The organism is Catellatospora tritici (assembly GCF_019083965.1).
In the GTDB taxonomy this organism is placed as follows: Bacteria; Actinomycetota; Actinomycetes; order Mycobacteriales; family Micromonosporaceae; genus Catellatospora; species Catellatospora tritici.
On the sequence record NZ_JAHRCY010000039.1, the window covers coordinates 40188 to 62050 of the forward strand.

Below are 21863 nucleotides of genomic sequence, written 5' to 3' on the forward strand. Positions count from 1 at the left end.
TGCCGGGCGCGGAGCGACGATCCGGTTCCGGGTGTCAGTGTCGGCTTTTCGGGAAGAGGCGACATGCGGAATGCTCGACGCCAGCCGACCCCCGGAGGAAGATGTGCTGCACCTTCGTATCATCGCACCGCCGCACCTGTCCGACGCCGTCGTGAAGGCGCTGCGAGCAGACGGTGCGGTTGCCCACCTGGCAGTCCTTCCCGGTGCGGCCGTGCAGCCACCCGGAGATGTCATCCTGTGCGACGTGGCCAGGGAGGGCGCCAACGCCGTCCTCGACCACCTGCGCACGCTGGGCGTCGAACACGAGGGCGCGATCGCGATCGACGAGTCGGCGGTCGTCCTGTCCGATGCCGCCCAGCTCGCGGCCGCTCGTACGCCCGGGACCGGCGCCGACGCCGTGGTGTGGGAGGAGATCGAGCACCGTACCGGCCAGGACACGCGGTTGTCGGCCACTTATCTGGTTCTGCTCATCGTCGCCACCGTCATCGCCGCGGTCGGGGTGCTGCTCGACCAGCCGATCCTCATCGTCGGTGCGATGGTGGTAGGGCCGGAGTTCGGGCCGCTGGCCGGGTTGAGCATCGGGCTGGTGCAGGGCCGTCGGCCGATGGTCGTCCGCTCGGCCACCGCGCTGGCGGTGGGCTTCCCGGTCGCCATGGCGGTGACGGTCGCGGCGACGTGGGTGATGACGGCGGCCGGGCTGGTCGACCGATCCATGCTGCTGGCTGATCGGCCACTGACCGACTTCATCTGGCGACCTGACGCGCTGTCGTGGATCGTCGGTTTCCTGGCCGGGATCGCCGGGATGGTGTCGATCACTTCTGCCCGCTCCGGCGCGCTCATCGGAGTCCTCATCTCGGTGACCACGGTCCCGGCGGCCGCAAACGTCGCGGTCGCGGCCGCGTACGGTGTGCCCCACGAGGCATGGGGCTCGGCCCTGCAACTGCTGATCAACCTGGCCGCGATCGTGGCCGCGGGTGCCCTCACGCTCACCGCGCAGCGGCTGTGGTGGCGGCGGGTACGCCCACCGGCCCGGCCAGTCTCGGTCGCTGCCCGTCAGCCCCGCCGTGGTGGCGCCAGGGCACAGAAGGCCGTCTGACCGGTCCGAACTGGGGTCGCGTACCCGTAGGCGACCTGGTCGGGACCGTGTCGAGCTTTACACAACGAATTGGTTGTGCAAGGATCTGGTTGTGGAAGCTGCGACTGCCGAAAAGCTGGCCCGGACCTTCATGGCGCTGGCCGACCCCACCCGGGTGGCCATCGTCGCGCGGTTGTCCCAGGGCGACGCCACGGTGAAGGAGCTCACCGAGCCGTTCGCCCTGACCCAGCAGGCGGTGTCCCGCCACCTGAAAGTGCTGGCGGAGGCGGGACTCGTCTCGCGGCGGCACGTCGCCCAGGCCCGCCCGGCCAGCCTTGAGGTCGACCGGCTGGTCGAAGTGCTGGCCTGGATCGACGCCAGGCGCATCGAGTGGCACGACCGGCACGACCGGCTGGCCGAACACCTGCGTCGCCTCAGCGAGCAAGCGCGATGACCATCCCGTCCGCCGAGGGGGACTTCACCGTCCGCCACGTGCATCAGGCACCGCGCCACCTCGTGTTCACGTGCCTGACCACGCCCGAGCACCTGGCCGAGTTCTGGGGTCCGACCGGCACCCACACCCCGTTGCGGAACATCGTGGTCGACCTGCGGCCCGGCGGCGCCTTCGAGACCACGATGGTCAACGACGGCAGCGGCGAGACGTACACCATGCGTGCCGTCTACGTGGAGGTCGACCCACCGCGGTTCGTGTCGTGGCGCGAAGTCGAGTCCGGGGTGCTCAGCGAGGTGACCTTCGTCGATCTCGGCGACGGCACCACCGAAGTCCTGACCACCCAGCGCGGCCTGCCCGCCTGGATGCGCACCCCGGAAGCCCGCGCGGGCTGGGGCACCGCGCTCGACCGTGCGGCCGCCTACACCGCGGCGCAAGCGAGGAGGAATACGTGAACGTCGTGGACAACGAGGTACAGGAGCTGGTCGGGCCGCAGTTGCGGGCTTTGGCGGACGCGGTTGCCGGTCAGCCGGTGTCGATCGCCGATGCGCCTTCGCTGTGCGAGGGCTGGGCTGTCCGGCACGTCATCGCGCACATGACGATGGCGGCGCGCTACGACGGCCCGTCCTTCATGGCGGAGCTCGCGGCGGTCGGGCACGACTTCGGCGCCCTGTCCGAGAAGGTCGCCCGCAGGGACGGCGAGCTGCCGTTCGACCTACTGCTGGCCGACCTGCGCGGCGACACCATGGCGCGGTGGGCGCCGCCCGGTGGCGGCGCGGCCGGGGCGCTCAGCCACGCGGTCATCCATGGCCTGGACATCACCTACGCGGTCGGGCTGCCGCGTACGGCCGACGACCGGGCCACCCGAATCGTGCTCGACAGTCTCGCCGAGGGTGGTGCGAGCCGCCACTTCGGTGTCGACACCGCCGGGCGGCTGCTCCGCGCCACCGACCTCGACTGGGAGGCTGGGCACGGAACACCCGTGGCGGCCTCGGCCGGTGATCTCATCCTTGCGCTGGCCGCGCGGCCCCGGCCGGGCGTCGAACTGCCCATGCGCTAGGGCTGCGCCGGCTGCTGCGCGATCCGGTGACCAGCTGCAACGCGTCATGCCCGCGCGGGCACCGGACCTGATGCCCGAACCATACGGCTGTGCATGGACGGCGTCGAACGCTTGGATGATCGGGTGTCGGCTGGGTCGGCTGAACGGCGCGACATCTGCGAACCCGAACTTTTGAATCCGTCGCCCGATTCGGCGGACGAGTCGAATGGAAAATGGCGTTCGCCTGCGATTGGCGGCCATCGGATTGATCGAATGCCGGTGCGGCCGGTAGCGCGGTCGGACGACCCGACCCGACACTCCTCGAACGGCTGATGCCGGTGACTTGTCTCACGATGTCATCGTGGGTGCATTCGGCCCGACGGGAGTATCGATGTTGCGAATGCGCGTAACCCCGATGATGATCGGCATCGCCGTACTCATGATGATCAGCTGGGCGGCGGCTGTCGTGCTGAGTCCGCCCGCGAACCGGCACTGGACCTGGATGATCGTCGCGGTGAGCGCCGGGATCATGGCTGGGGGCGTGTTGCGGCGGGCATACCGTCCAGCAGTGTCCGGGGGCCCTCCGCCCGTGCTGCCGCTGGACCAGTACGTCGTGCCCTTCACGCTGCCGCCGTCGCCCCCGCTGGTCGGGCGTGATGCGGAGATCGAGACCATTGCCGGTCATCTGCGGCGCGACGACGGTACGCCGCGAATCGTGGTCATCCACGGTGTGCCGGGAATAGGCAAGACGGCTCTCGCCATCAATGCGGCCCGGGTTCTCGCGGAGTACTTCACCGGCGGCGCGATATTCGCCTCACTGAGCGAATTCGCCCGCGAGTCGCAGCATGGTGAGCCTGATCCGCGAGACGTCCTCGTCGGTTTCATAGACGCTCTGCAGGGCCAGGGTGAAACGATTCCGGAAGGTCTCGAAGGCCGCCGAAACCGCTATCAGGATCTCATTCGGCGGGCACGGGGCAAGGTCCTCGTCGTGCTCGACGACGCGTCCAGCGCCGAGGCGGTGATGGCACTGCTGCCCGATGCTGTGAACTGCTCGGTGCTGGTGACCGCCCGAAGCCCGCTGCCGATCGAGGGTGCCCTGACGATGCCGGTGCTGGGCGCGCTCGACGAGGCGCACGCCAAACGACTGCTGACCTCGCTCGTAGGAGCCGACCGGGTGGTCGGCGAGGACGACGCCGTGTCGGAGATCGTCATGCGGTCGCAGGGATCGCCGTTGGCGTTGCAGTTGGCGGCCGCCTCGATCGCCAGTCGCCCGAACTGGAGTCTGGCCGCGACGGTCGAGACCATGCGCGAGAACACCGGACAGGCCGATGACCGCGCACCGGACGGGGCGCTGGACCTCAGTTTCGCTCTGCTCACGGAGGACGAGCAGCAGGCGGTGCTGCTGATCGGGTTGCTGGACAAGCGGGTGTTCGAGCCATGGACGCTGGGCGCGCTGCTCGACCGCCCCGAGCCCACCGCGTGGCGGCTGTGTGACCGGCTCGTGGACGCCAGACTGCTGGAGCACGTGATGGACGACGCCACCGGGGTCGCCGCGTTCCGGGTCCTGGAGCATGTCTGGGCGTACGCGCGAGCGCGGATGGGTCAGCATCGACCGGTCGAGGCCCTGCAGCGGTTGGAAGACCTGCAGCAGGCCCGGATGGAACTGGATCTGCGGGATCTGCTGCGTGATGAGGTGTACACCGAGTTCGAGCGCGGCAAACTCTCGTGGGCCCTGCGCAACGCCCGTCGTGCGCTGGCCCGTGCCCGCGAGAACCTGGAGCAGACCAGGCGTGAGCTCGACCAGGCCAACAACGGAGATCCCGTGGTGACGAGCAGGGAGGCCACTCGCACCCTGACCCGCCACAACCAGGCACGTGAGGCAGAGGCGCTGGTGTTGGCGGCGCTGGCTGAGGTGTTGGCCGAACTCGGCGGTGTGGACGACGTCATCGAGGTGGCCGAGAGCGCCCTCGGCGCGCAGAGTTCCCAGGCCAGGGCGAGAGCGCTGCGCTGCAAGGGCAAGGCGCTGCGCCGTCAGCGGCGCTTCCTTGAAGCGCGTGAGGTGCTCCATCTGGCGCTGGAGGTGGCGGGCAACGAGCCTCAGTCCGAGCAGATAAGAATCCTGCGGGAGCTCGCGATAACGGTGTCTTCGCTGCACCGTTTCGAGGAGGGCATGGCGGCGGTTCAGCGGGCGTTGAGCCGCTGCGAGCAGGCCGAGGTGCTGGGCAACCTACGTGCGAGCATCCTGTGGGCCAAATCCGTGCTGCTGTTCGACGAGTTCAAGCAGACCGGGGACCCGCAGTGGTTGCAGGCGGCCGAGGAGACGCTGGACACCGCGGCCGAGACGGCCGAGAAGCATGCGCAACTGCTGTGGCTGGCGTGGGTCGATCACCAGCGGGCCCGGGTCAAGCGCGCCCAGGGCCGTTTCGACGTCGCGCGCTCGATCGCGTATCAGGCGATCGAGGGATTCGCGCACATGCGCCACCGGTACGGGTCGGCGCGCTGCCGACTGGAGATAGGTCTGACCTACCTGGACCAGGGTCTGCCCCAGGAGGCGTTGCCGCTGCTGGAGGAAGCCAGGCAGACGTTCTCCTTCTGCGGGGACCGCTGGATCGAGGCGGACACCGTGAAAGCGCTCGGTGAAGCCCGGCAGCAGCTCGGCCTGCGACAGGGGACGCTGCACGAGCTGCGCGTGGCGCTGTCCCACGGTCTTCCCACGCCATCGGCGCACAATGGAAGCCGATGACATGGCGACCGCCGCATCCGAACCCAAGGCGCCGGGCTGGCTGAGCCGACGACTCACCCTGGTGCGTCGGGGCACCACGCTCGTGCTGGACCGGGCCATGAGCGTGGTGAGCCGTCGCAAGATTCAGATCGGTGCGCTGCTGGCCGGCGCCGGCAGCGGCATCGGAACGCTCACCAGCGGTGATCACATCACCGGGAGCATCGTGCTGCTCAGCGTCGTCGTGTGCGCGCTGACGGGTGCGCCCATCCTGCTGATCGACGGAACGATCCGGGCCAGGCTGTCCTCGGTGTCCGTGGGCGAGTCGAAGCCCGAGACGGGACGTCCGGCGAAGGCCAGGGTGGATCAGTCGGCGTCGGCAGTCGCGTCGACCGCCCAGGAGCGGGACGGCACCTTTCGAGGCCGTACGGTCGAGCTCGCCGAACTGGTGGCACTACACGACCGTGAGCGGCAGGCCCGCACGTCGGGGGCCGAGTCCAGGCCCGCCGCCTCCGGGCCGGTGCAGCTGCTCATCCACGGCAAACCCGGCGTGGGCAAGAGCCGGTTGGCGGGGGAGTTGGCTGACCGCCTGGCCGGTCAGTATCCGGGCGGTCTGTTGCGGGCGAACTTCGGTATCGGCGGGGAGCCCAAACCGCCCGCTGAGATCCTCAAGCAGTTCGTGGTGCAGTTGGGCCGCCCGGAGGCGGAGATCCCGCATGAAGCCACCGAGCGCGCCAATCTGCTGCGCTCGATGACGGCCGGCAAACAGATCCTCTTCCTGTTCGACGCCGCCCGCCACCACGACCAGGTGCTGCAGGTGCTGCCGACCGAACCCGGCTGCGCGGTCATCGTCACCAGCCGGCGTGATCTCGCGGCCCAGCTCAACGCGCCGCCCTCGCGGCCGCCGTTGGACGTGCCGCCGATCGAGGAGGCGCTGGAGATGTTCACCGCGTACTCCGGGATCGACTGGACGGCGCAGGCCGAGCAGGCGATCGAGGTCATCGAGGTCTGCGGGCGGCTGCCGATGGCGATCCGGGCCGCCGCCGACCGCGTCTCCCAGGACGGCACGGACCTGCGGCACGTCGCCGATCTGCTGAGATCACCCAAGACCCGTCTCGACTGGCTGGTGCGCGGTGGTCACGGAGTCAACGAGCGGATCCAGTCGGAGTACAACCGGCTGCTGCCGCGTCAGCAGCGCGCGCTGTGCCTGCTGACGCTGGTGGAGTCACCGACCTTCGTGCCATGGGTGCTGCGGGCGCTGCTCGATGTCCGCCAGTACGAGGCGGAGAACATCATGGCCTCGTTGGCCGCGGCGCAGTTGTTGGACAACGCCGGCGTGGACAAGGCGACCGGGGTGGCGAGGTACCGGTTCAACCCGCTGATCCGGCTGTTCGCCAAAGCCCAGCTGGTCGAGCACGACGATGTCGAGGCGGCTCAGGAACGACTGGACCTGGCCTACCTGCGACTTGTCGACGACGTTCTCGCCGAACTGCGCTCCGGGTATGAGCGGATCTTCCCCCGGGTCGATCATCGACCCGGCCCGACCGCCGCGCAGCGCATCGTCGAACATCCCGAGGACAGCATCCGCGCCGAGTACCACAACCTGCTGCGCGTGATTACCGTAGCCAGGAGCAAGGGCCACCTGGAGCTCTGCTGGCGCGTCGCCGCGCTGGTCCGAGGCTGTGTTCCGACGTTGCCCGGCACGATCGACAGCCTTGAGGCGTTCGGGCACGGCGTCAGCGCGGCCCGCGAGGACGCGAACGTGCTCGGCGAGATGGACGTCAGCCTGGCCAAGGCGAGCTTCCTGGTGGCGGTCGAGGACTACCCCGAGGCGTTCTCGATTCTCAGCAAGGTGATCGAGAACAGCGATCACCTCTCGTCCCCGCCGCCGGACGGGTCAGCCCGCACCGTTCTCGGTCGGGGGCTGGCGGTGCGCAAGGCGCGGGCCCAGCGCAAGATGGCCGAGGCGTTCCAGCAGATGGGGGCGTACGGCCGTGCCAGCGACCTGCTGGAGGAGGCGGCCCTCACCGCCGATCACGCCGGGACCGAGGAGGAACGCCGGCTGGTGCAGCTGCTGCGGGCGGAGAACCATCGGGTCCCCAGCCCACAGCCCACCTACGCTGACATCCTCGAAGGGCACCTGCAGGACCCCGTCTACTTCCGCGCCCTGCTCGGGCGGTCGGAGGAGAACCGGCGCCGAGCCCAGTGGGGTAATGCCGAACAGGATCTGCTCGATGTCGAGCAGCGCTGCGTCGGCGACGCGAGGCGCACCGCGGCGGTCCAGTACCGGCTGGCGCGGCTTTACATCGATCGTTGGCGTCGCGGTGCGAAGAACCTCGGGGTGCCGATCCCTCCGGTGATCCAGGACGGGACGGAGCCGGACGACGACCCGGCTGCCGGGACCACGGTCGATTCGGAGGCGGGTGCGGACCGTGACGAACTCGCCGCAAAGGCGGTGCGCCGGGCCGCGGAGGCGGCGCTGAGTTCGCACCGGATGAACAACGCCGTCGGCATCGTTCGTGCGCAGTGCCAGCAGGTGCGGGCTCTGGTGGTGGCCGGTCAGCTGCTCGCGGCCGAGCAGCTCCTCCACGACATCTGGCAGTCGCTGAACGGTCCCGCCCTGGTTGAGAGCCCGGCGCGGACCACCTTGCTGGCCCGTTTCTCGCGCGCCCATGGGGAGCTGCTGCTGCATCGGGGCGACATCGACGGTGCCTGGCGGGCGTTGCGCAAGGCTGCGTCCCGGTATCGCATGAACCAGGACTGGGCCTGCTACGCGGAGGTCTGGCAGCTGCTCGACGTGCTGCAGCGCAACTACCCCTACCCCAAGAGCAACGGGCACGACGAGATGGAGACCGTCGAGGACCCGAACGGGGTACGGCTGCCGTGGAAGGCACCCGCGCGTTCATGACGGGAGGCCGGCCGGCACCACCTCGCACGGGCAGACGAGGGTGCCTTCGGTGAGCGGCGCGTCGAACAGTGCCGGGTGGGGCCCGGTCCTGGTCGCATGGACCAGGACCGGGCCCCACCCGGATGTCGTCACCGGACCTGCCGGGACGGCTACCGCAGCACGGCGCGCAGGATCTGCCGCACCTGCTTGTGCTTGCCGGACCGGTGCGCGGCCAGCAGTTCGGCGAACCGCTCGCCGGGCAGCACGGGCAGCCTCAGGTTGGTCGCCCGGTCGGCTTTGGACCCGGCGCCGTCTCCGACGACGACCAGGTCGGTCTTGCCCGACACCGACCCGGACGACTTACCACCGAGGACCTCGACCGCCTCGTTGCCCTCGGTGCGGCTCAGGCCGGGAATCGAACCGGTGACGACCACGGTCAGCGGGGTGCCGTCGCGGCGCTGCAGCGGAAGGACCGCGCCGCCCTGCTCGGCGTCGGCGGGCTCCAGGGCCGGGCTGCCCGGCTCCACCATGGTGACCCCGTGTGCGGCGAGCCGGTCGATGACCGGGGCCAGTTCGATCAGCTCCGCGACGATGACCTGCGCCCGGCCCGCCCCGATGCCGTCGACGAGTTCCCATTCGGCGACCGTCGCGGCCTGGACCGCGGCCATGGTGCCGAAGTGCCGGGCGATGCGCCGCGACAGCGACCGGCCGGTCATCCGGACCCCGAGGCCGGTCAGCACCCGGGACAGGGGCTTGAGCTTGGATGCTTCGATGTTGGCGACCAGGTTGGTGGCCGACAGCGTCCCCATCCGGTCCAGGCGGGACAGCGTCGCGACGTCCAGCCCGTACAGGTCGGCGGGGTCGGTGACCAGGCCCGCCGCGAGGAGGCTGTCGACGACCTTGTCGCCGAGCCCCTCGATGTCCATCGCGTCGCGGCTGGCGTAGTACAGCAGTGCCTCCGCGGCGCCGCAGGCCCGGCCGCGCAGGCAGCGCCACCGCTTCTGGGTCCGGTCGATCTCGCCCTGGCAGCGGGGGCACACGGCCGGGGGCTCGAACGGCTGCGCGGTCTCGGGTCGCTCGTCGAGCTTGGCGCCGGTGATCTCCGGGATCACCTCACCGGCGCGGCGCACGAACACCGTGTCACCGACCCGTACGTCGCGTAGCAGCAGGTCGGCGAAGTTGTGCAACGTTGCCGACGCCACGATGACCCCGCCCACCTGCACGGGCTCCAGCACCGCGACCGGGGTGATCAGACCCGTGCGGCCCACCTGCACGTCGATGCGCAGCAGGGTGGTGGTGCGGGTGTCGGCGGGGAACTTGTAGGCGATGCTCCAGCGCGGTGCGCGGCTCGACGAACCGGCGGCCTGCTGGTCGGCGGCGTAGTTGGCTTTGACGACCACGCCGTCGACGGCGAAGCCGAGCTGCCCGCGCCGGGCGCCGAGCGCGACGACGTTGTCGACGACCTCGTCGATGCTGGTCCCGACGACCATCCCGGCCGACGACTGCGCGGTGGTGGCCACGCCCAGCCCGGCCAGGTATTCGATCGACTCCGAGTGGCTCTGCGCGTGCTGCTCCGGCACGCCGACGGCGGCGTAGGCGAGGAACGACAGCGGCACGTCGTACCCACGGTTGATCGCGCGCATCGTGCCGGCGGCGGCCGAGCGCGGGTGCGCGAACACCGGCTCGCCGTTGGCGATCCGGATCTCGTTCGCGGCGGTGAAGTCGGCGTTGGTCATGAACACCTCGCCGCGCACCTCGATGCTGACCGGCGCCGCCAGCTGCTGCGGCAGGCCCGCGACCAGCCGGGCCTGCGCGGTGACGTCCTCGCCGGTCCGCCCGTCGCCGCGGGTGGCCACCAGCGTCAGCCGCCCGTCGCGGTAGTGGGCCGCGACCGCCAGACCGTCGATCTTCGGCTCGATCGTGTACTGCGCGACCCGCTGTCCCAGCGCCTTGTGCAGCCGGGAGGCCCAGCCGCGCAGGCCGTCCTCGGCGAAGACGTTGTCGAGGCTGAGCATCGGCTCGCTGTGCGGCACGTCGCCGGTGGGTCCGGCGACGACCCTGGTGGGGGAGGTCGTGCTCTGCCAGGCGGGGTGGTGGTCCTCGGTCACGGCGATACGCGCGACGAGCGCGTCGTAGGTGGCGTCGTCGATGGTGACGTCACCGGCGTAGTAGGCGGTGGCGGCGCGCAGGGCCCGTTCGACGGCGGCGAGGTACTCGTCGTGGGTGTAGAACGGCTGGGCGTGGGTGGGGTCGACGATCGATGCGGTGGCGGTGGCAGACATGGGGTTCCCCTTCGTCCGGATCCGCTGGCGGATCAAGGCCACCACAACATATCCGCAGGGTATGACAGTAATGGCGAGACGAAAGTGCCGCGGGCGACCGGTATGCGGGCCGGTGGGGCGGAGCTGAGTCGCCCAGGTCAGCTACCCTGCGCTGCATGTCGCCGACTGTCCTGCGCTGGTGCGCCGTTCCGCTTGGGCTGCTCGCGTTCGCGCTCAGGTTGGTGGTCACGTTCTGGTTGGAGCCGTTGACCTGGGATCAGGACCAACACCTGTTGATGATGCTCGCTGGGATCGTGGTCACCGTGGCGGTCCCATTCGGGATCTTGGTGTTGCTCGCCGGCGGCAGTCTTCGACCACCAGCCCGTCTGGCCCTGGGCGACGGACGTTTCATCGCGCATGCCTCGCCGATATACGCGTGCTCGCAGGCGATCATGTGGATGTCGCTCGGCGGCGGGGTGTTCGGCGCCGAACGGGTTCCGAACGGTGACAGCATGCGGATGGTCGAGTTCGGCTCCCCGACACCGATGACGATCATCGGTGTCGGGTTCTTCTGGGCGATCGCAGCCGGTTTCCTGCTCGTGCGACGCCCGCGGCTTGATCTCGACCCGAACGGCCTGACCATCCACCGGGTATGGCGCACGACCGCGATCGCCTGGGATGAACTGGCCCCCGGCGGCCCGGTTCCGCCGGTCAGGCGCCGCGCCCGCCAACTGCGGCTGTACCTCAACCAGACACCGGTGTTCGGCCAGTACGCCGCCAGCGAGGATGTTCCGGTCGGGTGGTTGCACGCCGACCCGGCGTTTCTCGCTCGCGCCCTGCGCCACTACGTCGACAACCCACAGGAGCGGGCACTGATCGGCACCGAAGAGGGGCTGCGCCGGTTGCGGGCGGCGGCAGTGCCGACCGGCCCCTCACCGCTCGTGCCGCAAACGGTTGATTGATCGCCCCGTAGTCCTTCCACCACGGGAATTCACAGACTGTGGCGTCCGGGCCGACTCCGCTGGAAGCCGACCCGGACGCCACAGCGGGCCGGTCACGGGGCGACGAACACGACCTTCGCCCGCCAGTCGGTGCCGTCCAGGGTCGGCCCGCTGCGTACGGTGAACGACCCGGTCGGCAGGCCACCGGCCCATGCGGTGGACGACAGGTCACCGGTGCTGCGGTTGACCTTGTAAAGGGTGGTGCCGGACAGGAACAGCCCGCCCGCGTCGGCCATGCCGCCCACGCCCGCGACGGTGAACCTGTCCGCGCCGACCACCCCGCTGTCCGGGGTGAACCAGCGCCAGTACAGCTCGTTCGACCCGGAGAGGGTGTAGTACATGCGCCCGGCCGTGTAGAACATGGCGGTCACGTTCGGGATCTCGGCGTAGAAGTTCACGGTCGAACCGGCGTAGGTCTGACCGGAGTCGGTGTCCACGGTGTCCCAGTAGGCGTCGTGGTACGGGTCGACCAGCGTGGGCGTGCCGAAGGTCGTGCCGTTGAAGGTACGCCGCCACAGCGCGCCGTTCATGCCGTAGAACAGCGTGCCGCCCACCCAGAAGCCGCCCCGGGCGGTCGACCAGGCCGTGGCGTCCGGGTTGGCGACCGTGCTGGTCGCACCGACGGTGGTCGCCCCGTCGTACGACCGGACCTGCACGTCGTCGGCGTTGCCCGCCGGCGGCGGCCCGGTCTTGACGATCTCGATGCCGTTGATCAGCGGGTTCTCCACCACGTGCCCGAAGTCGAGGTCCACCGAGCCGTCACTGACGACGGTGAACGAGCGCATGGTGCCGACGTCGTGCCCGACCGACGCGGACAGGTCGAGGTTGGCGAGCACGGTCGTGCCCTCCAGCGCCACGTTGAACACCCGTGAGCCGGGGGAGGCGGTGCCGCCGTACCGGTTGGCCAGGTAGAGGCGAACCTCGACCTCGGTCCCGGCGGTCACCGGGAACTGCCAGCTCATCTCCGGGGCCGAGCCCGGATCCCAGCGCTCGGAGGAGAAGAGCGCGACCGGTGTACCGGCCGGGACGGTGGCGTCGACGGTGGGCACCGTGCCGTACCCGGCGGTGCTGCTGTCGGTGTTGTGGTACGGGCTGGGGCTGCCGCCGTCGTCGCCGGCCCAGTCCGGGCCGTTGTCGGTCGCCGCGACCGTCGACCCACCGGCGTTGACCCGGTAGAGCACGTTGGTCGGCACCGGCACGCCCGCCCGGTACACGTTGCCCGGCAGCGTGGCCGTGGTGGTCGGGTGCGGGGCGTTGCCACCGGTCAGCGGGAAGAACGCGATCCGCTCGCGCCGGTACTGGAAGTTGCCGATGAACGCGGTGTCGGAACCGACCCAGAGGCCGCTCGCGGTGACCAGCATCTCGGAGGCCCCGATGCCGCGCGGGTGCCGACCCGGGTTCCAGGACAGCGGCAGGCCGTTGCTCGGGTCGAGGGCGGCGATGCTGGCCCGGCCGACCGCGCCGGGGCCGGGGCTGTCGCCACCGAAACTGTTGTTGAGCCACCGGGAGTGACCGCCGACGTAGACGGCCTGCTCGCTGATGTCGACAGACAGGAAGGTGTCGCCGCCGGTGTAGTCGACCCAGGTGGGCTGGACGTCGGTACCGGTGGCGGCGGTCTCCCACCGGGCGGCGGCGTCGCAGAGGGTGCCCGCGTTCGGGGCGCCGGTGGACACCACCACGAAGTAGCTGCTGTCCGGCGCGTACGCGATGTCGCGCATGTAGGAGTCGAACGCCCACCAGGCGCAGCGCGGGGTGTACCGGGTGGTGTTCCAGGCGGCGATCGTCGCGGCGGTGGCGCCGAGGTCCAGCCGCACGATCTGGTCGTGCAGCACCCCGTCGGCCTTCTTGAAGTTGCCGATGACCACGAGCACCTGGCCGTTGGGGGACAGCGCCAGTTTGCTGGCGCCGACCCCGGCGCTGGCGCCGCTGACCCCGTCGTAGTTGTGGTTCTCGGTCAGGGTGGTGGTCAGGTAGCTGTCCACCGCGCCGGTGGTGGCGTTCAGCGAGGCCAGGCCGCCGCGGGGGGTGGTGTTGCCGGCGGTGGTGAAGATGCCGCCGACCAGCAGTCGGCTGCCGGCCAGGGCCAGGTCCTTGACCGCGCCGTTGAAGGCCGGGGTGGCGAAACTGGTGACCACCGCGCCGGTGCTGACGTTGAGCAGCGCCACCTTGCGCCGGGTGATCCCGTTGACGGTGTTGAACTTGCCGCCGATGAAGACCGTGCCCGCGGTGGGTCCGGCGATCACCGCGGAGACCTCGCTGTCCACGGTCGGCGCGAAGGCGGTGTCCACCGTTCCGGTGGCCTTGTCGAAGGCCAGGAGATAGTTGCGAGTGATGTCCACTTCGGTGCCGCGGTTGCGGACGGTGGTGAAGTCACCGGCCGCGATGATCTTCGTCCCGGCGTCGTAGATGGCGTTGACGGTGCCGTTCTTGATGTCGGGAGTGGCGGTTGAGGGCACCGCCTTGACCACCGTGGTGTGGTTGGGCGCGGCGAGCGCCGGTGCGGCGGCACCGATACCGGCTGCGGCGAGCGTGACCGCGGCAAGCGCCGCGAGGGCACGGCGGGTCAACGTTGAACGAGGTGACACGGGCACTCCGGAGGGGGCGGACTGGCGGTGTCGGAGCGGGCGCGACAGACCCGTCCGGCCACCGAGGACCTGACGCACCCCATACCCTCTGACACCTGTCAGTCACCGTCCAGTGACCGCCTCGTTTTCTGCCCTTCCACGCCGCAGCACCGCCCGACCACCCGATCCGAGCGCCGGGACAGCCAGCCGAGCCACACGAAAAGGTGGTGGGAATCGGCATTTCGGTGAGCCCGCTCGGACAAATGCTCAGGCGAGTATTGGCGGTCGGATGGCGAGCGACGCGGTCGGTCGCCGGAGGTGGCCGACCGCATCGAAACGAACCCGTGCTCTGCGCTGACCTGCTGTGGTTCGGAGCTTGGTGACCTGCGGTGCGGGTTGCCCTCGCCTATGGTCCCGCATATTGTGTGCGGCCGGCCGACGTTCTGGCGTAGCGGTCCGTGACGGCCGTAGCGGGACGGCCGGATCTCTTGATATCCACGGCTTTCAGTGAGGATCGGTCATGGTCGGTACGGCGACGAGGCAGGCGGCAGGCTCCATGTCTTCGCCTGTCAAAGATGTGGTCATGACGGTGTTGTCGCTGGCCGCGTTCGCCGGGATGTGGTGGTCGGTGATGCCCCGCCTCTGGCGTAACGAGCCCGTGCTCAGACGAGACCTGCTCCAGATGCTGCGGCCGTTGCCGGGTTCGGCCGCGACGTCGCGCGGCATACTGCGGGCACTGCCGTTGGTGATCGCGACGACGACGATCGCCGCTCTGCCGACCCTGGCTGTCGTCCTGCTCGACCTGGTTGGGGTGGGCGACGTCCCGTGGCTGAAGCGCTCGCTGCTGGGCTTGGCCCTGGTCGGGATCGCTCTCGCCTGGGTGCTCACGCCGATGGTGGTGTGCCTCAACGTACCCAAATCGGTGGTGTCGCCCCAGTTGTGGCACGAATGGGGTGCGCTACGCGCCTGGCGGCGCGCCCGTCACCTGCGTCGTGCCTACCGCTCCGCCGGACGGCAGGTGAGGGGCGACCGTGGGGCTGGACATCAGCCGCGTCCCACTGAATCTGTCCCGCTCTGACAGGTCTGCCTGCCCAGACGCCAGGTGTCCTGGACGGACGCGAGGTGTCGCAAAACTCCTCGAGGCTGTCGGTGCCGCCCCCGGGACGGCCGTCGAAGGTCTTTGCCGCCGATGGGTGCCTCAGCCCGTCGTCCCGGAGCCTAGGCGCCGCCGGTGAGCAGGTCGTACACGTCGACGATCTCCAGCACGTCACGGACGGTTCCGTGCGCTCCGGTGAGCCGGAACGCGCAGCCCTCCTGTACGGCCTGCGCGTGCGCGTGCAGCAGCACCCGGATGCCGCTGGAGTCGAGGAAAGTCACCCGGCTGACGTCGACTTCAAGCCGCCGGTCAGGATGGGTGCGGATCGCGTCGGTCAGCCAACCTTCGACGGCGTCCTCAACGCCCATGTCGATCTCGCCGACGAGGGAAACCCGCACGATGTCGGGTGCCAACTCGACCTTGTGCGAGGCTTGGGGCCGGCGCCCGGCGTTGTCCATGGTCAAATGCATCACACCCTCCTTACCGCGACCACCGCGACGTCGTCGGCGTTCGGTGGAGTGGTGAGTCTGTCGAGCAGTCGGTCACAGTATGCGTCGAGATCCGCGTCGACGTGTCCGGCGAGTTCGTGCAAGGTGGCGATCCCGTCGCGGATGGACGTCCCGCGTTGCTCGATGAGCCCGTCGGTGTAGAGCAGCAGAGTGCTGCCCGGCGGCATGGTGAACTCCATATCCGGCGGCCTGGGGTGGCCGATGCCGAGCAGCGGAGCGCGCTGCCACAGCTCGCTGACCTTCCCGTCGACGACCAGCAGCGGGGGCAGGTGGCCGGCGTTGGCCAACTGGGCCTGGCCGGTGGCCGGGTCGGCGGAGATGACGCACAGGGTTGCCATCTCCCTGGGCAGCAGCCGGATCATCAGATCGTCGATGAGCCGGATGATCGTGCCGGGTGGATGCCCTTCGACGGCGTAGGCGCGCAGCGCGTGGCGGATCTCGGCCATCACGGTCGCCGCGTGCAGCGAGTGGCCGACCACATCACCGATCGCGATCAGCAGTCGGTCGCCGAGCAGCGACAGTTCGTAGAAGTCGCCGCCGATCTCGGCTTCGGTGCTCGCCGGTTCGTAGCGTACGGCCAGCTCGACGCCGGGCAGCTCGGGCAGCTTGCGGGGCAGCAGGCTGCGCTGCAGGGTGACCGCGATCCGGTGGTCGAGGTCTTGTGCGCGCTGCGCCTCGGCCGCCGCCCCGAGCGCCTGCGTGAGCTGGGTCAGCAGTTGGGTGCTGTCGTCGTCGAGGTGCTGCGGGACGAACACGTACAGCGGCGGGAGGTCATTGCGCAGTCGAGCGCTGGTGACGCTGAGCGGCTGGGCGTCCAGCCAGCCGGTGGGCAGGTTCCACTGGTCGGCGCGGGCGGTCTGTTTCCGGAAGCCGATGGGCGCGTCGTCGGGGGGCGCGGTCCATTCGCACGACTCGCGTCGGCCGGTGTCGGTGGCCAGTGTCGCGGTCCAGGTCCCGTCCAGGGTGTCGGCGGCCACCACGGCCGCGCCGCCGAACAGCCGTGCCGCGCCCACGGCGGCGTGGGCGAGCAACTCGCCGAAGCCGCGGGCGGTGGTCACCGCGAGCGTGGTCCGGGCCAGCTGCGCCAGTCCGTCGGCGAGATGTTCGGCTTTGCGCAGGGCGCGGTAGTAGCGCAGGACGGCCTGGACCGTGGCGACCAGCTCCTGCGGATCTATCGGCTCGGCGAGGTAGGCGTCGGCGCCGCCGACCAGCCCGATGGTGCGATCGGTCACGTCGACGGCGTGGGCCGACACGTGCACCACCGGTATGGTGGCGGTCCGGTCGTCGGCCTTGATGCGCCGACAGACCTCCAGGCCGCTCATGTCGGGCAGTTTGACGTCGAGAACGACCATGTCGAAGTGGTTGGCCGCGATCTGTTTCAGCGCGTCGTGGCCGGTCTCGGCCTGCGAGACGACGAAGCCCGCTCGGGAGAGCCAGTTGCTGAGCAGGTACCGCTTGGGTGCCGAGTCGTCGACGACCAGGATCGCCGACTCGGTGGCCGGGGTCACGAAGTCCTGGCCAGCGGCAGTGTCACGGTGAATTCGCTGCCGCGGCCGGGCTCACTGTCCAGAACCATGGAGCCGCCGAGGATGCCGACGAGTCTGCGCGCGTATGGCAGCCCCAGACCGGTCCCATGCACCTTGTGCCGGCTGGGCAACTGGACGAACTCCTCGAAGATGCGTTCCTGTTCGGAGGCGGGGATGCCGATGCCGGTGTCGGCGACGGTGAACATCCAGTGGCCGGCGTCGCAGTGTAGGCGCAGGGCCACGTGGCCGTGTTCGGTGAACTTGACCGCGTTGTGCAGCAGGTTGCGCAGCACCTGCGACAGCAGTGCCTCGTCCGATTCGATCCAGGCGTCCCGACCGGGCTCGTCGACCATCAGGTCGACGTCGGGGTTGGTGAGGATGGCCTTCACCGTGCCGCGCAGCTGCCTGAACAGGCGGTCGAGGTTGACCGTCTGCCAGTCGGGCTGCAGCGTGCCGGACTCGGCCTTGGCCAGGTCGAGCAGGTCGTTGACGAGGGTCAGCAGATCCGCGCTCGAACCGCGCATCAGGTCGATCTGCTCCTGCTGGGCGGCGGTGAGCGGGTCGGACGACGGGTCCGACAGCATCCGGATGAGGCCGATCACCGAGGTCACCGGGGCCCGCAGTTCGTGACTGACGTTGGCCAGGAACCGGGTCTTGGCCTCGCTGGCCGAACGCAGTTGGAGGGACTTCTCGTCGAGTTCGGCGTATAGCGCGACCACGCCGCGGTTGGTCTCCTCCAACTCGCTGTTGAGCTGGTGGTAGAGCGCCATCACGCCGCGGTTGGTCTCCTCCAGCTCGTCGTTGAGGACCGTGAGGCGGTCGCGTTGCCTGCGCACGTCCTCCAGGGCCGCCAGCAGGTGTTCGTTCTGCGTCGCGAGTTCGTCCAGCGGGCTGGCGACCGCCGTCACTCCGAGTGCACGGCGAAGCGCGTCGACGCGAACCTCCGTGAGCGCACCGACGACGGGTAAACGGCGTGACAGCATGACCACACTGGTCTTCCCGCCCTCGAGCACTTCTAAACCGTCCACCAGACGGCTCGCCGGTTCCAGCGGTCCGCGGTCGACGCGCCTGTCGACGGCCAGGTCGATGCGCAGCCGCTCGGGGTTTCTGCAGAACCGGAAGGTGACCTCGACGGTCGACTGTGCCAACAGCACCCGGCTGACGTCGCTCAGGGCCGTGGCCAGTCGGATCTGGTCCTGGTGCTCCAGGCCGAGGGCTGCCGCGACCTCGCGGCCGCGCTGTCGGACCGCGAAGACATCCTGCTCACGCCGAAGCATCAGCTGCAGCAGCACGGTGTCGGTCACGGCCGTGTCCCGGCCACCAGCACGCACGCGTCGTCGCGGCGTACCCCCGCGTCGCGCAGTACGGTGGCCGCCACCAGCAGCGGCGACCTGGTCACCAGGCCCGGGTAGGGGTGCAGCGTCCACTTGTCGGTGACGCCGTCGGAGTGCATGATCAGCAGCGAGTCGTCGCTGTACGGGTGCTCGAATTGCCTGATCGTGGCTTTGCCGTGGCCGGTGATGCCGGGCATCGAGATCAGGTTGCGTCGTTCGTCTCCGGTGACCAGCGACGACGCGATGTTGCCCAGGCCGCAGACCCGCACCACACCTGCGTCGAAGTCGATTTCGGCCAGCGCGACGGCCGCCCCGCGGGTGTGGGACAGGCCACGGTGCAGCCGCTCCATCAACCTGGGCAGCGGTTCGTCGGGGGCGGTGTGGAACAGCTGCAGTGCCGCCTGGGACGCCGCGGCGGCCAGCGGGCCGTGCCCGAGCCCGTCACTGACCATCACCAGCCGTCTGCCCGCGACCGTGCGTGACGCGTAGGCGTCGCCGCTGACCGTCTCCCCGGTCAGTGGACGGGTGAGCCCTTCCGCCCATGGCCGCGGCGGTGGCGGCTCGTGCCACAGCTGAGCGCAGAGCACCGAGCCGCGTCCGGGCATCGAGAAGCCTTCGGACCGGTCCGCCAGCCGGGCCACGGCGCCCAACCCGATACCGAGGGTGCCCGTGGTGGAGCGGCCGTCCTCGTACATGGCGGCGAAGTCGGCCATGCCAGGGGCGGCGTCGATGCTGATCACCTCGACACCCACGGTGTCGTCGCCGCGTACGGGCCGGACCAGCAGCGCGCCGTCCTGAGCATGTTTGACCAGATTGGTCGCCAGTTCCGACACGATGATCGCGAAGTCGCCGACCTTGTGCGCGGCGAAGTCGACGGAGACGGCGAGTTCTGTCGCGAAGCGCCGCACCGAGCCGACTGTGCTGAGATCGTCGAGCCGGAACCACGTCGGCGCCGGCGTCAGCGTGCTCAACGCGCCCACTTGGTCACCGAAACAGTCGTGCCGGCACCCACCTCGGTGCTCAACTCGAACTCGTCGACCAACCGCCGGGCTCCGCTGAGCCCCAGACCAAGCCCGCCACCGCTGGTGTATCCGTCGGTCAGCGCCAACGCGACATCGGCGATGCCTGGACCCTCGTCGCTGAAGACGATGCGTATCCCGCGCCGGGCGCCGTTGTCGACGGTGGACACCTTGGCCCGCCCGCCCCCGCCGTACACCAGGGTGTTGCGTGCCAACTCACTGGCGGCCGTCACCACTTTGGTCTGGTCGACCAGGGAGAGCTTGGCGGCGACCGCGGCGGTGCGGACCAGCTGGCGGACCCGGACGACGTCCTCGTCGCTGGCGATGGTCTGCGTCTGGGCCGCGCCGACGACCGCGGTCATGGTGACGTCGTCTCGGGCAGGTCATCCAGACCGAGGTCCAGCTCGTCGAGGAGGTCGGGTTCGGCGTTACGGGCCAGCAGCTCCAGGCCGCGCTCCACATTGAGAGCCGTCCGGATGCCGTCGAGCGACAGCCCCAGCTCCACCAGGGTGATCGCGACCGCGGGTCGCATGCCGACGACGATGGTCTCGGCGTCCAGCACCCGCGAGATCGACGCGATGGTCGACAACGTCCGGCCCACGAACGAGTCGACAATGTCCAGTCCGGTGATGTCGATGATCACACCCCTGGCGCCGGTCGCGACGATGCGCTCGCCCAGATCCTCCTGGAGCTGCAGCGCGACCTGGTCCTGCATGTCGACCTGGATCGACACCAGCAGCACCGATCCGATCTTCAGAATCGGTACGCGGTCCATCACTGCTCCCGCTTGGCCGCGCGCGCGTCGGCGGCGATGCGCTTGAGGGCGTGCCGCAGCGCGTCGGCGAGCGAGGCCTTGGTCGCGATGTCGCCGAAGTCGATGCCGAGCGTGACGATGGTCTGGGCGATCTGCGGGCGGATGCCTGACACGATGCACTCGGCGCCCATCAGCCGGGCGGCCATCACCGTTTTCAGCACGTGGTGCGCGACCTGGGTGTCGACGGAGGGCACCCCGGTGATGTCGATGATCGCGTACGGGGAGCCGGTGTCGACCAGTGCCTGCAGCAGCCGCTCCATCACGACCTGCGCGCGCGCCGAGTCCAGGGTGCCGACCAGCGGAACCGCGACCACGCCCTCCCACAGCTTCACCACCGGTGTGGACAGCTCCATCAGCTGCTCGCTCTGCTGGGTGATGATCTGCTCGCGGGCCCGCGCGAAGGCTTCGAAGGTGAACAGGCCGAGTTCGTCGATGAACTCCGACCAGGCCACGTAGTCACGCAGCGCGTCGGCCTTGCCCTTCGCGGCTTCGGACACCTCGTAGAGCGCCGTCTTGAGCGCGAACACGCTGGTGGCGGTCTCGGCGGCGGTGAAACCCTGCCGAGCACGGTCGCGCGACAGTTCCGTCAGCAGCGCCCGCAACTCCGCACCGCCGGGTCCGTCCAGGCTCAACGCGCCATTGCCGAGCGAGGCCTGCAACTGCTGCTGCAGTTCGGCGGTCTGACGCCCGGACTCCGCGGTGCTCAGTCGCCCCTTCAGTGGTGCGGCGGCGATCTCGGCCCACCGCTTGGCGATCTCTTCCGATCGTAGGGAGAGGATTTCGCTGAGTCGTTCGCCCTGTTCCGCGTTCAGTGTCATTACGATGTCCCCTGATATACGCGCTCGGTCGTCGGCCCCGATCCGCCGCGACTGTACCACTCGGTCCCGGTGCCGCAGCCTTTGCGAAAAGTGCCGACGAGGGGGCAGCCGCTCGGCACACCTGCGGTCGAAGAGCTCTCGCGACGCTGCCGCCGAGGAGCAGGCTGCCGTGGTGCCATACCCTTGCGGGACGGGTGCCGTGACCCGTCGCCGCGTTTTGGGAGACGAGGGCTAACAGCTGCTGGCTTGTCGGCGCTCTCTGGTGATACATGGTGCTCTATAGTTATTGGTGTGAACTTGAAGGAGTGGGCAGCGGCGACCGGTGTGTCGTATGTGACCGCGCGGCGGCAGTACGCGGCTGGGATGCTGCCCGTTCCCACGTATCGGCTTGGTCGGCTCATCATGGTCGGCGAACCACTGACTGGCGCGGCTCCAAAGGTCGGGCAGACCGTCGTGTACGCCCGGGTTTCGTCGGTCGATCAGAAGCGTGAACCCGGCACGGCAACCGCCGGTCAGACCGGGACCGTCCCACCGCAAGGCGGGAATACCAACCGTGTGCTCACCAAAGCGCACTGAAAGACATCCCAGGAGCTTGAATGTCAAGCAGCAGCCTCGTTGAGGTGATGCGACCAGGCGGTCGCCTCGTCGTAGGCTGCGCCGGTTTTGAGGCATCCGTGCAGGATGCCGACGAGCCGGTTCGCCAGCTGGCGCAGCGCGGCGTTGTAGCTGGCGCCGCGGGCGCGTTGCCGG

The 21863-nt window shown here is 69.6% G+C and carries 18 protein-coding genes and 1 pseudogene; 9 read left to right on the forward strand and 10 right to left on the reverse strand.

The window, feature by feature from the left end:
* Window positions 1-103 precede the first annotated feature (103 nt).
* The 6 genes from KUA19_RS40975 to KUA19_RS41000 all read left to right on the forward strand — a co-directional run bounded on the left by KUA19_RS40975 (window position 104) and on the right by KUA19_RS41000 (window position 8192).
* Window positions 104-1096: a DUF389 domain-containing protein gene (locus KUA19_RS40975; protein ID WP_217405247.1), complete on the forward strand. Its 993-nt coding sequence runs from the start codon at window positions 104-106 to the stop codon at window positions 1094-1096.
* A gap of 130 nt (window positions 1097-1226) precedes the next feature.
* Window positions 1227-1529 carry an ArsR/SmtB family transcription factor gene (locus KUA19_RS40980; protein ID WP_217405281.1) on the forward strand — a complete coding sequence of 101 codons (303 nt, stop codon included), beginning with the start codon at window positions 1227-1229 and terminating at the stop codon, window positions 1527-1529.
* Window positions 1526-1981 (forward strand): SRPBCC family protein, encoded by a 456-nt coding sequence (locus tag KUA19_RS40985; protein WP_217405249.1) that lies wholly within the window; start codon window positions 1526-1528, stop codon window positions 1979-1981. Before KUA19_RS40980 ends, KUA19_RS40985 begins: the two co-directional genes overlap by 4 nt.
* Window positions 1978-2586, forward strand: a complete 609-nt coding sequence (locus tag KUA19_RS40990) for a maleylpyruvate isomerase family mycothiol-dependent enzyme (RefSeq protein WP_217405250.1) — start codon at window positions 1978-1980, stop codon at window positions 2584-2586. The genes KUA19_RS40985 and KUA19_RS40990 overlap by 4 nt, the downstream gene beginning before the upstream one ends.
* A 370-nt stretch (window positions 2587-2956) precedes the next feature.
* On the forward strand, window positions 2957-5308 hold the full coding sequence (locus KUA19_RS40995; protein ID WP_217405252.1) for a tetratricopeptide repeat protein: 2352 nt from the start codon (window positions 2957-2959) through the stop codon (window positions 5306-5308).
* Between the two features lies 1 nt (window position 5309).
* The gene (locus KUA19_RS41000) at window positions 5310-8192 is read left to right on the forward strand and encodes an NB-ARC domain-containing protein (protein ID WP_217405253.1); all 2883 of its coding nucleotides are present in this window, start codon (window positions 5310-5312) and stop codon (window positions 8190-8192) included.
* A gap of 149 nt (window positions 8193-8341) precedes the next feature.
* Here the strand turns inward: KUA19_RS41000 and ligA are convergent, their stop codons facing one another.
* On the reverse strand, window positions 8342-10453 hold the full coding sequence (ligA, locus tag KUA19_RS41005; protein WP_217405255.1) for an NAD-dependent DNA ligase LigA: 2112 nt from the start codon (window positions 10451-10453) through the stop codon (window positions 8342-8344).
* A 155-nt stretch (window positions 10454-10608) separates the two neighbouring features.
* Here ligA and KUA19_RS41010 point away from each other — a divergent pair, with 155 nt between their 5' ends.
* The gene (locus KUA19_RS41010; protein WP_217405257.1) at window positions 10609-11394 is read left to right on the forward strand and encodes a hypothetical protein; all 786 of its coding nucleotides are present in this window, start codon (window positions 10609-10611) and stop codon (window positions 11392-11394) included.
* A 92-nt stretch (window positions 11395-11486) separates the two neighbouring features.
* Here the strand turns inward: KUA19_RS41010 and KUA19_RS41015 are convergent, their stop codons facing one another.
* Window positions 11487-14018, reverse strand: a complete 2532-nt coding sequence (locus KUA19_RS41015; RefSeq protein WP_217405258.1) for a malectin domain-containing carbohydrate-binding protein — start codon at window positions 14016-14018, stop codon at window positions 11487-11489.
* A 562-nt stretch (window positions 14019-14580) separates the two neighbouring features.
* On the opposite strand from KUA19_RS41015, the gene KUA19_RS41020 reads away from it, so the two are divergent.
* Window positions 14581-15075 (forward strand): hypothetical protein, encoded by a 495-nt coding sequence (locus KUA19_RS41020; RefSeq protein ID WP_217405260.1) that lies wholly within the window; start codon window positions 14581-14583, stop codon window positions 15073-15075.
* 140 nt (window positions 15076-15215) lie between these two features.
* On the opposite strand, the gene KUA19_RS41025 is transcribed toward KUA19_RS41020, so the two are convergent.
* Genes KUA19_RS41025 through KUA19_RS41055 form a run of 7 tightly spaced genes read right to left on the reverse strand, consistent with a single transcriptional unit; the run spans window position 15216 to window position 21113 of the window.
* Window positions 15216-15563, reverse strand: coding sequence for an STAS domain-containing protein (locus tag KUA19_RS41025; RefSeq protein ID WP_217405263.1), 348 nt, complete (start codon window positions 15561-15563; stop codon window positions 15216-15218).
* The gene (locus KUA19_RS41030; protein ID WP_217405264.1) at window positions 15563-17110 is read right to left on the reverse strand and encodes a fused response regulator/phosphatase; all 1548 of its coding nucleotides are present in this window, start codon (window positions 17108-17110) and stop codon (window positions 15563-15565) included. The genes KUA19_RS41025 and KUA19_RS41030 overlap by 1 nt, the downstream gene beginning before the upstream one ends.
* On the reverse strand, window positions 17107-18432 hold the full coding sequence (locus tag KUA19_RS41035; RefSeq protein WP_308167936.1) for an ATP-binding protein: 1326 nt from the start codon (window positions 18430-18432) through the stop codon (window positions 17107-17109). The genes KUA19_RS41030 and KUA19_RS41035 overlap by 4 nt, the downstream gene beginning before the upstream one ends.
* A complete protein-coding gene (locus tag KUA19_RS41040) occupies window positions 18429-19442 on the reverse strand; it encodes a SpoIIE family protein phosphatase (RefSeq protein WP_372452040.1) in 1014 nt (337 codons plus the stop codon). The genes KUA19_RS41035 and KUA19_RS41040 overlap by 4 nt, the downstream gene beginning before the upstream one ends.
* Window positions 19430-19843 (reverse strand): ATP-binding protein, encoded by a 414-nt coding sequence (locus KUA19_RS41045; protein WP_217405268.1) that lies wholly within the window; start codon window positions 19841-19843, stop codon window positions 19430-19432. The genes KUA19_RS41040 and KUA19_RS41045 overlap by 13 nt, the downstream gene beginning before the upstream one ends.
* A complete protein-coding gene (locus tag KUA19_RS41050; RefSeq protein WP_217405270.1) occupies window positions 19840-20256 on the reverse strand; it encodes an STAS domain-containing protein in 417 nt (138 codons plus the stop codon). Before KUA19_RS41050 ends, KUA19_RS41045 begins: the two co-directional genes overlap by 4 nt.
* Window positions 20256-21113 carry an STAS domain-containing protein gene (locus tag KUA19_RS41055; RefSeq protein ID WP_217405272.1) on the reverse strand — a complete coding sequence of 286 codons (858 nt, stop codon included), beginning with the start codon at window positions 21111-21113 and terminating at the stop codon, window positions 20256-20258. Before KUA19_RS41055 ends, KUA19_RS41050 begins: the two co-directional genes overlap by 1 nt.
* A gap of 291 nt (window positions 21114-21404) precedes the next feature.
* Between KUA19_RS41055 and KUA19_RS41060 the strand changes: the two genes are divergently transcribed.
* Complete coding sequence (locus tag KUA19_RS41060; protein ID WP_217405274.1) at window positions 21405-21689, forward strand: hypothetical protein; 285 nt, start codon at window positions 21405-21407, stop codon at window positions 21687-21689.
* A gap of 23 nt (window positions 21690-21712) precedes the next feature.
* On the opposite strand, the pseudogene KUA19_RS45270 reads toward KUA19_RS41060, so the two are convergent.
* Window positions 21713-21863: pseudogene (locus KUA19_RS45270) on the reverse strand (IS110 family transposase); the annotation flags it as partial.